The organism is Streptomyces albidoflavus, from assembly GCF_000719955.1.
Taxonomy (GTDB): domain Bacteria; phylum Actinomycetota; class Actinomycetes; order Streptomycetales; family Streptomycetaceae; genus Streptomyces; species Streptomyces albidoflavus.
In genome coordinates, this window is record NZ_JOII01000026.1 from 95167 (window position 1) to 107654 (window position 12488).

Sequence of the window (12488 nt, forward strand, 5' to 3'; positions counted from 1 at the left end):
TCACCCCGCGGTCCGCACTTCGAGCCCGCCGACCAGCGCGGGCACCCGCTCGGCCGTCGTCCCGGCCAACGGCACGATGGTGGCCCACAATTCGGGGCCCGAGAGCACGAAGAACGGGTTGCCGTCGGAGAGGCTGTCGCGGAACAGCTCCCCGGAGCGCACCGACGCGCCCTCCCAGGGCGGCAGTTGGGCGGTGTGCTCCCGGGTGCGCCGGGACATCTCGACCAGACCGAGGCCGGGCACCTCCTTGATCACGGTGGCGGGCCGCGCCCAGCGAGCGCCCACCGCCGTGTCGGGGGCCAGGACGATGCCGTCCTGGTGCTCGGCGATCCCCAGCGGGCGCAGCAGCGCCAGGACGTCGGCGAGCCGGGCCCGGTAGATCCGGGTGACCAGGCTGAACCGCCGCCCCTGCCAGACCACCAGGGTGGGGTTCTCCACCTGCTGGGCCTGCCCGTCGTACTCGCTGGTGGTCGCGGTGCGCAAGGTGCCGCCGCGGAAGGAGAGTTCGGAGTCGAACTCGCTGATGCCGAGCGAGTCCGCGACCGCGTCCGCCAGGCCCGGCGGCCCGGCGGTGAACTCGTGGAGCCGCCCGTCCACGGCCACCTCGACGACCGAGGTGGCCGGTTCGGTGAGGTCGAGCGGTCCGGCGAGGTGGTAGGCGACGCCGTCCAGCGCGCGGTGCTCGACAGCTGCGGATTGCGCCACGGTGCTCCTCCCGGGTCTGCGATGTCCCCGTGCGGCGGGGGTGAGCGAGCGCACACCTTCTCGCATTGTCGATGTACCGTCAAGAACAGCAACTGCGCTTTCACTGAAGGCGGTTGATCGCCCGCCCGCCACCCGCCTGAGCCTCGGCCGCGCTCACCCCCGCCCCTCGGCCCCGCCTCAGCCGCGGACCACCACCGGCGCCGTACCGCGCGGCAGCACCTCGCCGATCACCGGATGCCCGGGGATCTCCCCGGCCAACAGCAGCCCGCCCGAGGTCTGCGCGTCGGCCAGCAGCAGCCGCCCGGCCTCCGGCAGGGCGCCGAACTCCACATGGGGCGCCACCCACTCCAGGTTCCGGCGGGAGCCGCCGCTGACGAAGCCGTCGGCCACCGCCGTCCTCGCGTCCGCGAGCAGCGGCACCGCGGCCGCCTCGATCGCGACCGTCACCCCCGAGGCACGGGCCAGCTTGTACGCGTGCCCCAGCAGGCCGAACCCCGTCACATCGGTACCGGCCCGCACCCCGGCCGCGACCGCCGCCAGCGAGGCGTCCCGGTTGAGCGTGGTCATCACCGCCACCGCCTCGGGGAAGACGGTGCCGGTCGCCTTGTGCCGGGCGTTGAGCACCCCGGTGCCCAGCGGCTTGGTGAGGGTCAGCGGGGTGCCGGGCACGGCTGCGTCCAGCCGCAGCATCCGGTCCGGGTGCACGAGGCCGACCACCGACATGCCGTACGTGGGCTCCGGGGCGGTGACGCTGTGCCCGCCGGAGACCTGGCAGCCCGCCGCGTGCGCCACGTCCCGGCCGCCGCGCAGCACCTCGGCCGCCAGCTCCATCGGCAGCGTCTCCCGGGGCCACGCCAGCAGGTTGACCGCCGCCCACGGGGTGCCGCCCATCGCGTACACGTCGGAGAGCGCGTTGGCCGCCGCGATCCGCCCCCAGTCGTAGGGATCGTCCACCACCGGGGTGAAGAAGTCGGCCGTGGTGACCAGCGCGCGTTCGGCGTCCAGCCGGACCACGGCGGCGTCGTCCCCGCCGCCGTCCAGCCCGACCAGCAGCTCCCCGGGCGGGTCCACCGGCAGGGGAGTGCCGGGACGCGGTTCGGGACGCGTGCCGGGAGGGGCGGTGGGGGCCGGTGCCAACGCGGCGACCAGGGCGTCGAGTTCCCCCGGCGGAATCTTGCAGGCGCAGCCCCCGCCGGAGGCGTAACGGGTCAGGCGTGGTTCGGTCATTCGCCGGAACCTAGTCAGCCGGACGGGGATGGTCCAGCCCCGGAGCGCGGATATAGACTCAGCGGCGGAGGCGGGCGGGTGCCTGGTGGCCCCCACGGTCTTCAACACCGATGCGGTCGGGGACCCCGGCCGGGTGGGTTCGATTCCCATACGCCTCCGCCGGGATTTCACACGTACGCCTCCGCGGGGATCCCCCGCGTCCGGGCGGGGGAGGGCAGCGATGACCGACCCCAGACGGCGCGTGCCGCGCACCGACACGCTGCTCGCCGACCCCCGGCTGGCCGCCGCCGCACGGCGGCTGGGCCCCGGCCTGGTCCGCCGGGCGGTCACCGAGGCCCAGGAGCGGGTGCGCCGAGGGGAGTTGGCGCCGGAGTCCGCCGCCGACGCCGCGGCGGGAGCGCTGCCGCCGGCCGCCACCACGCTGGTGCCGGTCCTCAACGCCACCGGCGTCGTGATCCACACCAACCTGGGCCGGGCACCGCTGTCCACGGCGGCCCGCGAGGCGCTGCTCGCCGCCGCCGGGCCCACCGACGTCGAGTTCGACCTGGCCGCCGGAGGCCGGGCCCGCCGCGGCCGGGGCGCACTGGCCGCCCTGGCCGAGGCCGTCCCCGAGGCCGGAGCGGTCCACCTCACCAACAACAACGCCGCCGCCCTCGTGCTGGCCGCCACCGTACTCGCCCAGGGCCGGGACATCGTCCTCAGCCGCGGCGAGATGGTGGAGATCGGGGACGGCTTCCGCCTCCCCGACGTGCTGCGCAGCACCGGCGCCCGGCTGCGCGAGGTCGGCACCACCAACCGGACCCACCTCGCGGACTACCGGGACGCCCTCGGCCCGGAGACCGGCTGCGTGCTCAAGATCCACCCCTCCAACTTCACCACCACCGGCTTCGTCTCCGCCGTGCCCGTGGCCCAACTCGCCACCCTGGGCGTGCCCGTGGTCCACGACATCGGCTCCGGGCTGCTGCGTCCGCACCCCGCGCTGCCCGGCGAACCCGACGCCGCGACCTCGCTGGCCGACGGCGCCGACCTGGTCACCGCCAGCGCCGACAAGCTGCTCGGCGGGCCCCAGGCGGGGCTGCTGCTCGGCCACCGCGAGCTGGTCGAACGGCTTGCCCGCCACCCGCTGGCCCGGGCGCTGCGGGTGGACAAGCTCACCCTCGCCGCGCTGGAAGCCACCCTGCGCGGCCCCGCCACCCCGGTCGAGCAGGCCCTCACGGCCTGCCCCGACCGCCTCGCCGCCCGCGCCGACGCGCTGGCCGCCACCCTGCGCGGCGAGGGCGTCGACGCCCAGGCGCAGCCCGGCCAGGCCCGGGTCGGCGGCGGGGGCGCCCCTGAGGCGGTGCTCCCGAGCGCCGTCGTCGCCCTCCCCGCCGCCCTCGCCCTCCCGCTGCGCGCGGGCCGGCCCGCCCTCGTCGGCCGGGTGCACGGGGACCGGCTGCTGCTGGACCTGCGCACCGTGCCCGAGGCGGACGACGGTGCCCTGCTGGACGCCGTCCGCGCGGTGGCGCGCCCTGCCCCGCCCGCGCGGACGTGACCGCGCCCGGCCCGGACTCCGGCGCGTTCGTCGTCGCCACCGCGGGCCACGTGGACCACGGCAAGTCCACGCTGCTGCGAGCGCTCACCGGCACCGACCCCGACCGGCTCGCCGAGGAGCGCCGCCGCGGCCTCACCCTCGACCTCGGCTTCGTGTGGACCACCACCCCGGGCGGTCGCCGCCTCGCCTTCGTGGACGTGCCGGGGCACCACCGCTACCTGGCCACCACCTTCGCCGGGCTGGCCACCGCGCCCGCCGTGCTGCTCGTGGTCTCCGCCGATGAGGGATGGCGCGCCCAGACCGGTGAACACCTCGCCGCCGTCGAGGCGTTCGGCATCCGGTCCGGGTTGCTGGTGATCACCCGCGCCGACCTCGCGGACCCGGCCGCCGCGCTCGCCCTGGCGCGGGAACACACCGCCGGGACGGCTCTGGCCGACGCCCCGGCTGTGGCCGTCAGCGCCCGTACCGGCGCGGGGCTCGACGTCCTCCTCCACCGGCTGGACGCCCTGGCCGCCGCGCACCCGGCGCCGGACCCCGAAGCGCCCGTCCGGCTCTGGCTCGACCGGGCGTTCACCGTCGCCGGGGCCGGGACCGTGGTCACCGGCACCCTCACGGCGGGCACCCTCGCGGTGGACGACACCCTGGAGCTGGCCCCGGCCGGCACCCCGGTCGCCGTCCGCGGACTCCAGAGCCTGGGACGCGACGTCGAGCGGGTGAGCGGCCCCGCCCGGGTCGCCGTCAACCTCCGCCGGATCGCCGCCGACGAGGCCCGCCGAGGCCACGCCCTGGTCACCTCCGGGCGCTGGTGGCGCACGACCGCGGTGGATGTCCGCCTCGACCCGCCGTCCCCGGTCGCCGATCCTCTCTCGGCCGGTGCCCCGCCCGCGGGTCCCGCCGCGCGGCTGCCCGCCGAGCCGCTGGTGCACTGCGGCACCGCCGCCACCGGCGCCCGGCTGCGCCCGCTCGGCGCCGACAGCGCCCGCCTGACCCTGCGCGCACCGCTCGACCTGCACGTCGGTGACCGGTTGCTGGTCCGCGACCCGGGCTCGCGGCTGCTGGTGGGCGCCACCGTGCTGGACGTCGCCCCGCCCGCGCTGAGCCGCCGGGGCGCCGCGGCCGCCCGGGCCCGGCAGCTCGTCGCCGTCACCGACCCCGCCGACCCCGCCACCCGGCTCCGCGCCACCGGCTGCGAACTCCGCGCCGACCTTGCCGCGATGGGCTTCGCCACGGCCGACCCCGAGGCTCGGCCCGAGGCCCGCTCAGAGAACCTGGCCGCCGGACCCTTCGTGGTGGACGCGGCGCACGCCGCCTGGCTGCGGGCCGCGCTCACCGCGGAGGTCGACCGGTATGCCGCCGCCCACCCGGCAGACCCCGGACTGCCGCACCCCCGGGCCCGGCAGCGGCTCGGCCTCCCCGAGGCGCTGCCGCTGGCCGCGCTCACCGGGGACGGCCTGGTGACCCGGCAGGGCCGGATCTACCGCGCCCCGGACGCCGAGGCGCTGCCCGCCCCGGTGTCCGCCGCCCTCGACCGGCTGCTCAAGGCGCTCCACGCGGCCCCGTTCCGCGCGCCCACCCGCCGCGAGCTGGACGCACTCGGGCTGACCGCGGAGTCGTTGGCCCTGCTGGTACGCCGTAGGCACCTCGAACGCGTCGGGCCGCACCACCTCGCCGTCGGCGCCCTGGCCCGCGCCGAAGCCCGACTCGGCACCCTGCCGCAGCCGTTCATGGTCGGCGAGTGCGCCCGCGCCCTGGATACCAGCCGCCGGGTCGCCGTGCCGCTCCTGGAGGCGCTGGACGCCGCCGGGGTCACCCGCCGCCACTCCGACGGCCGCCGCACCCTCCGGCCGGCCGGAAGCCGACCACTGGCCTGACGGCTCGTCAGCCGCTTGGGCGGTGCGTGGATGATCCCTGCCGCAGGGGCGAATCCATCGCGTCCATGCCGGCGGAAAGGGATGTCCCGTACGGCTTGATCGACTTGGCCTCCTGGGCTCCACCGGAGCGGCGTTGCCGGTCACGCCGTTACTCGTGGCGCTCCTCGGCGCACCACGGGCCCGGCCGAGCCGCGGCGCACCTCGCGCGGATCGAACCCGGACGCTCCCCAGATCCGCGCCGCGCCGCCGGCGAGACGTCTTGAACTTCCCGGGGGAGGCGGACCGCTTGCCTTGCTTCAGCTCACCTCACCGATCAAGGGCGCCGGCCTGGTGCTGGAGGAGGCGCTCAGTGGCCGTCGCGTACCCGGCCAGGCCGGACGCGGGCAGAGGACCGGCGAGCTGCGGCCGTCGAAGAGCTGCGGCCGCCGAAGAACCGCTGGGTGTCGCAGGGGAGGGCTCAGCCCTCGCCCACCCCCGCCTCGGTCCGCACCCTCAGCGTCTCCCGGACAAACTTCAGCGCCTCCTCCCGCTCCTCCGGTGTGTCCGCCGCGATGATTGCGTGGCCGGTGCGCTGGAGGGAGGAGGAGGTGGGGGCGACGGTGTCGCCCGGGGTGATTTTGAAGGCGGCGTCCACGACGGCGGGGTGGGCCAGGACTTCGGGGAGGCCGTCGGTCGAGATGACCTTGCCCGGGTCGGAGATGACGAAGTGGCTGGCGGCGTAGCGGGTGGGGGACTCGGGGGCCGGGGGGAGGTCCATGCCCGTGGCCAGGCGGACGACCAGTTCGAACCAGTCGATGTCGTACGTCAGGGAGCACAGCTCCATGAGGAAGTCGCCGGGGGTGCGGACCGCGACCTCCATGACTGCGGGGCCCGTGTCGGTGAGGCGGAATTCCAGGTGGACGATGCCGGTGCGCATGCCGATGGCGGTGAGGACGGAGCGGCCGAGTTCGGCGACGAGGCGGGCGTCCCGGTCCGGCAGGGGCGGGGCGGTGCGGTGGGTGACCTCGACGAAGTGGGGCGGGCCGGTGGTCTCCTTGGCGGTGAGGTTGGCGAACCAGACCTCGCCGTCCCGGACCAGGGCCTCCCAGCTGTACTCCGGTCCGTCCAGGGCCTTTTCGACCAGGAGGGGGCCCTCGGCGGCCCGGCGGTGGGCGGCGGCTTCGAAGGCGTCGGCGTCGGCCACCAGCTCGACGCCGACGCTGCCGGCCGAGGACAGCGGCTTGACGACGACGGGGAAGTGGGTGGCCGCCCACTCGGCGGTGGAGGCCAGGTCGTCGGTGAGGCGGTAGGCGGGCTGGCCGATGCCGTGGGCGGCGAAGCGGCCGCGCTGGAGGGCCTTGTTCCGGGAGATCACCGCCGCCTGGAGGGACGGGCCGGGCAGGCCGAAGTGGTCCTGGGCCAGGGCGGCTCCCAGGACGTGCGACTCGGTGAAGCCGAAGATGCCGGTCGGGCGGCTCTTCACCACGGCCGCGTGCACGGTCTCGGCCCACAGCTCGTCCAGCGAGCCGTACTGGCCGAGGCTCGGCTCGACGGAGTCGACCAGGTGCGCGATGGCGCCGGTCCAGTGCTGTGTCTCGACGGCGCGGACCCGCAGGCCCAGCCGCCGGGCGGCCGCCGCGTACGGGCGTCCCATGAAACCGACGCCGACGAGCAGCAGTTCACCCTGGTCCTGGGCGCTCACGCGGCCTCCTCGTTGGGGCGGTGTCCCGGGGCCGCGCGTCCTGGCGGTCCGGGCTCCGCGTGTCGCTTTTTTCGTAGCGATTGGCTACTTCCCGTGCGATGGCCGTGAGGCTAGTTGGTGGCGTGGTTCATGGTCAACCGCCGTTGGCGATCAGCCCGTTGGCGGCTCGGTAGGGTCGTGTGGCCGGGGTGCGGGCCGACGCGCCCGACCACGGAGGAGGACCCGCCGATGCCCCCGATGACCCTGCTCGCCGCCGCCGTCATCGTGTACGACCGCCAGGCCGGGCGGGTCGTGCTGCTCCGGCGTGGGGCGGGCGCCAAGTACGGGCACGGGCTGTGGGACCTGCCCATCGGCAAGTGCGACCCCGGGGAGCCGGTGACCGAGGCGGCCGCCCGGGAGCTGTACGAGGAGACCGGGGTGACGGTACGGACGGAGGACTTGTGGGTCGCGCACCTGGTGCACGGCGCGTGGGGAGTCGAGGCGCCCGACGGGTACCTCACGGTCGTCTTCGCCGCCGAGCGGTGGAGCGGCGAGCCGGAGAACCGGGAGCCGGGGAAGCACGACCGGGTGTGCTGGGTCCCCGTCGGTGAGCTGCCCGAGGAGTTCGTACCGGGGTCGGCCGCCGCGCTGGGGGAGTATCTGGGGGGCGACGGGGGGGGGGGGTCGCTCAGGGGGTGGGAGGGTCGGTGAACCCGGGCGGGCCGTGGTCGGCGTCGCCCCCTCAGGGGCGGGTCAAGGGCGGCGTGAGTTTCGCCAGGTCGAGTGAGACGGGGAACGGGACCGGGCGTTCGAGGGAGTCCCGCGCGATGGTGACCGGTGCGTAGGTGCCCGTGGGAGCGTCGAGTTCGTAGACGTGGACGACGGGGCTGCCTTTCTCGTCCTCCACGCGCCAGTAATGGGGGATGCCGGCTTCGGCGTACTTGCGCAGTTTCACGGTGCGGTCGCGGTGGGCTGATTCGGGGGAGACCACTTCGACCACCAGGCTGACGTCGGTGGGTGCGTACCAGGTGCGGTCCGCGTCGAAGGGGAGTGAGGTGACCAGGAGGTCCGGTTCAGGGCGGTTGCGGGAGTCGAGGCGGATGGTCATTTCGCGTTCGATCTCCACGCCTTCGGGGGCCTGGTTCATGAGGCCGACGGTGAGCGCTGTGACGATCCGGCCGTGCCATGATCGCTGGGGGGACAGAATGAAGACGAGCGCTCCGTCGATCAGCTCGGTGTGGCGGGGTGCCTCGGGGAGGCGGTCCAGGTCCTCCGCGAACCAGCCTTCCGCGCGGGGCGGGCGCATCCAGTCGGGCAGTGCGGCCATGGTGTCACCGTAGCCCCACGGTGAGAGCGTGGTGAGGTTCTTCCCCTGCCGCGCCCACCCCCGCGAGAGGTGGGGCGGGTGGGGTCGGTGTGATGATGAGAGGTGAAGCACGACACGTACGGCGAAAGGCCCCGCATGGCACCGCGCATTCTGTTGGCACGGCACGGACAGACCGCCTGGTCGCGGTCGGGGCGGCACACGGGGCTGACCGACCTCCCGCTGCTCGACGAGGGGCGGGCGGACGCGGGGCTGCTCGGGGGGCGGCTGGCGGCTGAGCCGTTCGCGGGGCTGCCGCAGGTCGAGGTGCGGACCAGTCCGCTGGTACGGGCGCGGGAGACGGCCGAGCTGGCCGGGTTCGGGGAGCGGGCCACGCCCTGGGACGCGCTGGTCGAGTGGCGGTACGGGGAGTACGAGGGGCTGACCCCCGACGAGATCCACGCCCGGCAGCCGGGGTGGCTGGTCTGGCGGGACGGGGCGCCCGGCGGCGAGAGCACGCAGGAGGTGTCGGACCGGGCCGACGAGGTGGTCGCCTGGGCCAGGTCCGCCGACCGGGACGTGCTGCTCTTCGCCCACGGCCACATCCTGCGCGCCCTCGGCGCCCGCTGGCTCGGCCTGCCCATCGCCTTCGGCGCCCGCATCCGCCTCGCGCCCGCCTCGCTCTCGGTGCTCGGCTGGTCGTACGGCGAGCCGGCGCTGGAGTCCTGGAACGACACCGGGCACCTCGCGGGCTAGGGGCCCTCACACCGCCAGGGCCTCGTGGCGGTCGAGGAAGGCGCCGACCGGGCGGTGGCGGCGGTGCGGGGCGAGCAGTTCGGCGGTGGCCGACAGGCGGGACTGGACCCGGCTGGACTGGACCTCGTCGAGGAGGGCCAGGACGCGGGTGCCGGCGTCGGCGGCCTCGTCCGGGCGGCCGGCGCGGGCCAGGCCGGAGGCCAGCTCGGAGGTGTACAGGGCGATGTTGCGCGTCAGGTGCGGGGTGCGGACCGCCGCCTGTGAGGCGGCGCGCCGGGCGTGGCCGGCGGCGCGGGCGTGGTCGCCGAGCGCCCCCCAGCACTGCGCCTGGAGCATCTCCAGCTCGGCCTCGCCGAAGAAGGACATCCACTCCGGGTCGGCCTCGCCCGCGCCCCGGCCGAACAGCTCCCCGGCCCGCGCCACCGCCCCCTCGCACCCGCCGCGGTCGCCGAGCCCGGCCCAGCCGCCCGCCTCGCGCAGCGCCAGCAGCGCCAGCAGGCGGGGCGAGCCCAGTCTGGAGGCGGCGCGCTGGGCGGCCTGGGCGGCGCGGACGGCCTCGCGGTAGCGGCCGGTGTCGCGGGCGAGGAAGGCGGTGTTGCAGAAGGCGTGGGCCTCCAGGGCCGCGTCGCCGGACATCCGGGCGGTGGCGAGGGCCTCGGCGTAGTGCGAGCGGGCCTCCTGCTGGCGGCCGGAGTCGTGGGCCAGCCAGCCCACCGAGATGGCCAGCTCTCCGGCGCCGGCGTGCAGCCGGTCGGCGGTGGACTGGCGGGTGGTGCCCGCGTCGAGCAGGGCGTAGGCGGTACGGAGCTGGCGGGCGGCCCTGCGGTAGAGGCCGTCGGCGCCGTGCCGGTCGTCCAGCGTACGGATCAGCCGTACCGCCTGCTCGACGGCGCCGGCCTCGGCCTCGCCGACGCGTTGGTGCGGAATGGTGCCTTCGTCGCCGGTGAGGGTGCCGAGCGCACCCAGGGAGGCCGCCGCCACCGTGGCGGTCGAACCGGTCATGAACGCGCGCCGTTGCACGTCGCTCTCCTCGCGCATCTGTCTCCCGGAACCCGGGGGTGAATCCGGAGGATCCGGGGGGATCGGGTACTCGTACGGGGTGTCCGAAGGAGGGTGCGTGCCGCGCGAGGCGGCTCTGCCCCGTACGGCCTGGCGCGGGGTGAAGCCGAGCGCGGTGAGGTCCCGGCCGGGGAACATGTGCCGGAACACCCGCTCGTAGGCGTAGTTGGGGCAGCGGATCTCCCCTGCCTCGACCCGGCCCACGTACCGGGCGTCGCAGCTCACGTGCTCGCCGATCTCACGGCCCGCCTTGCGGACCGCGGCGGCGAACTCGGCCGGTGAGAGCTGTCCGCGCAGTTCCCTGAAGACCGTGTTGGGCCTCGGGGGGTGCGCGGAGGAAGCCACCGGTGACGACGTCATGGCCGACCCCTCTCCTGCGGATCACGCCGGAACGGTGACCGCCGGCTGCGGACCGTGTTCCGACGGAGCAGCAACGTACCTTCTGTAACCGGTCCGGCACACAGGGTTTGACTACAAAAGGGATATCTCTCCCGCGATCTGCCATGAAGTGCCATCCTTTGCGGCCAACGGGTGCCGTAGCCGTTGACGCTCCGTCGCGTTGGTTCTCGCGGAGGGAAGCGCAGTGGCTGCTCTCCGCGAGGAGGGATTTCCTTGTTGGACGCCGGAACGGACACCCGAGACCCCTGGACGCCCGCGGCGGGTGTCCAGGCCGCCGACCGCCGCCCCTGTGACCTGGTCACCGTCCCCGCCCGGCAGGGGCTGGAGGCCGTGGACATCCTCCGCCGGGGCGCCGAACCGGCCGTCGGCCCCGTCCTGCTCGTCGGCCGCTGCGACACCCTCGGCTTCCTGGTGCCGCCCGGCACCGCCGACCGCTGGGACGTCCCGGGCAGCGCCTGTACGACCGCCGGGCGCCGGCCCGGCGGAGCCCCCGCCGTCGCCGGGACCGGCTGGCTGCTGCCGCCCGGCGACGGCGGGCCCGTCACCGACCCGGCGCGGCTCCGGGCCGCGCTGGACGAGGCGGCCCGGCTCATCGCCGCCGCCGACCGCCGCCGCTGACCCCGGCCGGCCGGGCCCGCCCGCGCCGCCCGCCGCCCGCCCCCGCAGAATGGGGGCATGGCACGAGGCAGGGCGGGCAAGGGGCGCGAGCGCGGTGAGGGGCGGCGGCGCGGCGGGCGGGAGGCCGTGGTCGAGGCCGTCGACGGGGGTACCGCCGAGCTGCGGCCCGACCCCGAGCGGGCCGAGGGCTGGTCGCTCATGATCGACGGGGCGCCGCAGTCGCACGTCGACCTGGCCGACCCCTCCCACCTGGCCTTTCCCTATCAGCGGCGGCTCGGGCACGTCATCGACCTGGTCGCGCCCGCCGGGCAGCCCTTGCGGGTGCTGCACCTCGGCGGGGGCGCGCTGACGCTGGCGCGGTACGTGGGGGTGACGCGGCCGCGGTCCACACAGCAGGTGGTGGAGAAGGACGCGGCCCTGGTGCGGCTCGTGCGCAGGGTGCTGCCCCTCGATCCGCAGGCGCGGGTCAAGGTGCGGGAAGGGGATGCCCGAGAAGGGCTCGGGCGGGTTGCCGACGGGTGGGCCGATCTTGTCGTGGCCGACGTCTTCAGTGGGGCGCGGACTCCTGCCCACCTGACCAGTGTGGAGTTCCTGGCGGAGGTGCGCAGGGTGCTGGCTCCCGGGGGGTGGTACGCGGGGAACCTCGCCGACGGGCCGCCGTTGGCGTATCTGCGGGGGCAGGTGGCGACCGCTGCCGCTGTCTTTCCCGAGGTGGCGGTTGCCGCCGATCCGGTGGTGTGGCGGGGGAAGCGGTTCGGGAACGCGGTGCTCGTCGCGGCTGGGCAGCCCTTGCCCGTGGGGGAGTTCACCCGGAGGGTGGCGGGGGATCCGCACCCTGGGCGGGTGGAGCACGGGGGCGGGTTGCGGGACTTCACCGGCGGTGCGGGGGCGGTCTCCGACGCCGTTGCCAAGGCTTCGCCGGCGCCGCCGGCGGGGGCGTTCGACTGAGGGGCCTCAGGTGCCGGCGGGGCTGGGGTGGGGTGGCCTCAAACGCCGGCCGGGCTTGATTTTGGCCTCAAGCGCCGGCCGGGCTTCAGCTTCTCACCGTTCGTCGATGTCCACCCGTGGTGGGTAGCCGTTCCAGGAGCAGAAGACTGAGGAGCTGCGGTCGCCCTGGGTGAAGGTGACGCGGATCCAGGCGCCGCCGCTTTCCTCGCGGGTCCAGACCTGCATGGTCCAGCCGGGGGTGGGGGTGGCGGAGACGAAGTCGGCGGAGTCGGGGCCGATGTCGAGGACGACCTGGCCGCCCGCGACGGTGTAGCCCTTGACTCCGGTGTCCGGGTCGGCCGGTGGGGGTTCGGGGGAGGGGGGTGTGGCTGTCTCTTATACACATCTGACGCTGCCGACGACTCCTTA

At 75.5% G+C, this 12488-nt stretch carries 12 protein-coding genes and 1 tRNA gene; 7 read left to right on the forward strand and 6 right to left on the reverse strand.

From position 1 onward, the window contains the following. Positions 1 to 705: a hypothetical protein gene (locus tag IF45_RS0123320; protein WP_018895005.1), complete on the reverse strand. Its 705-nt coding sequence runs from the start codon at positions 703 to 705 to the stop codon at positions 1 to 3. 177 nt (positions 706 to 882) lie between these two features. After that, on the reverse strand, positions 883 to 1932 hold the full coding sequence (gene selD, locus IF45_RS0123325) for a selenide, water dikinase SelD (RefSeq protein WP_003948220.1): 1050 nt from the start codon (positions 1930 to 1932) through the stop codon (positions 883 to 885). Between the two features lie 66 nt (positions 1933 to 1998). Here selD and IF45_RS33155 point away from each other — a divergent pair. The 3 genes from IF45_RS33155 (at position 1999) to IF45_RS0123335 (ending at position 5337) form a co-directional block, all read left to right on the forward strand. Continuing rightward, positions 1999 to 2091 (forward strand) — tRNA-Sec (locus IF45_RS33155). Positions 2092 to 2152: 61 nt separating this feature from the next. After that, the gene (gene selA, locus IF45_RS0123330) at positions 2153 to 3466 is read left to right on the forward strand and encodes an L-seryl-tRNA(Sec) selenium transferase (protein ID WP_030309357.1); all 1314 of its coding nucleotides are present in this window, start codon (positions 2153 to 2155) and stop codon (positions 3464 to 3466) included. Further along, positions 3463 to 5337, forward strand: a complete 1875-nt coding sequence (locus IF45_RS0123335) for a selenocysteine-specific translation elongation factor (RefSeq protein ID WP_030309358.1) — start codon at positions 3463 to 3465, stop codon at positions 5335 to 5337. Before selA ends, IF45_RS0123335 begins: the two co-directional genes overlap by 4 nt. A 457-nt stretch (positions 5338 to 5794) precedes the next feature. Here IF45_RS0123335 and IF45_RS0123340 read toward each other — a convergent pair whose 3' ends face one another. After that, positions 5795 to 7018, reverse strand: a complete 1224-nt coding sequence (locus IF45_RS0123340) for an ATP-grasp domain-containing protein (protein ID WP_030309359.1) — start codon at positions 7016 to 7018, stop codon at positions 5795 to 5797. 228 nt (positions 7019 to 7246) lie between these two features. Between IF45_RS0123340 and IF45_RS0123345 the strand changes: the two genes are divergently transcribed. Beyond that, positions 7247 to 7708, forward strand: coding sequence for an NUDIX domain-containing protein (locus IF45_RS0123345; RefSeq protein WP_030309361.1), 462 nt, complete (start codon positions 7247 to 7249; stop codon positions 7706 to 7708). Positions 7709 to 7739: 31 nt separating this feature from the next. Here the strand turns inward: IF45_RS0123345 and IF45_RS0123350 are convergent, their stop codons facing one another. Continuing rightward, positions 7740 to 8324 carry a Uma2 family endonuclease gene (locus IF45_RS0123350; RefSeq protein ID WP_030309363.1) on the reverse strand — a complete coding sequence of 195 codons (585 nt, stop codon included), beginning with the start codon at positions 8322 to 8324 and terminating at the stop codon, positions 7740 to 7742. Between the two features lie 135 nt (positions 8325 to 8459). Here IF45_RS0123350 and IF45_RS0123355 point away from each other — a divergent pair, with 135 nt between their 5' ends. Continuing rightward, a complete protein-coding gene (locus IF45_RS0123355) occupies positions 8460 to 9056 on the forward strand; it encodes a histidine phosphatase family protein (RefSeq protein ID WP_003948214.1) in 597 nt (198 codons plus the stop codon). Positions 9057 to 9062: 6 nt separating this feature from the next. Here IF45_RS0123355 and IF45_RS0123360 read toward each other — a convergent pair whose 3' ends face one another. Beyond that, positions 9063 to 10475, reverse strand: coding sequence for an NsdA family TPR-like regulatory protein (locus tag IF45_RS0123360; protein ID WP_003948213.1), 1413 nt, complete (start codon positions 10473 to 10475; stop codon positions 9063 to 9065). Positions 10476 to 10730: 255 nt separating this feature from the next. Here IF45_RS0123360 and IF45_RS0123365 point away from each other — a divergent pair, with 255 nt between their 5' ends. Together IF45_RS0123365 and IF45_RS0123370 are read left to right on the forward strand one after the other, a co-directional pair. Beyond that, positions 10731 to 11132, forward strand: coding sequence for a hypothetical protein (locus IF45_RS0123365; protein WP_015507849.1), 402 nt, complete (start codon positions 10731 to 10733; stop codon positions 11130 to 11132). 57 nt (positions 11133 to 11189) lie between these two features. Next, entirely contained in the window at positions 11190 to 12080 is an 891-nt protein-coding gene (locus tag IF45_RS0123370) for a spermidine synthase (protein ID WP_003948211.1), read from the forward strand. A 93-nt stretch (positions 12081 to 12173) separates the two neighbouring features. On the opposite strand, the gene IF45_RS32550 is transcribed toward IF45_RS0123370, so the two are convergent. Continuing rightward, positions 12174 to 12305, reverse strand: coding sequence for a hypothetical protein (locus IF45_RS32550; protein ID WP_256671090.1), 132 nt, complete (start codon positions 12303 to 12305; stop codon positions 12174 to 12176). Positions 12306 to 12488 lie beyond the last annotated feature (183 nt).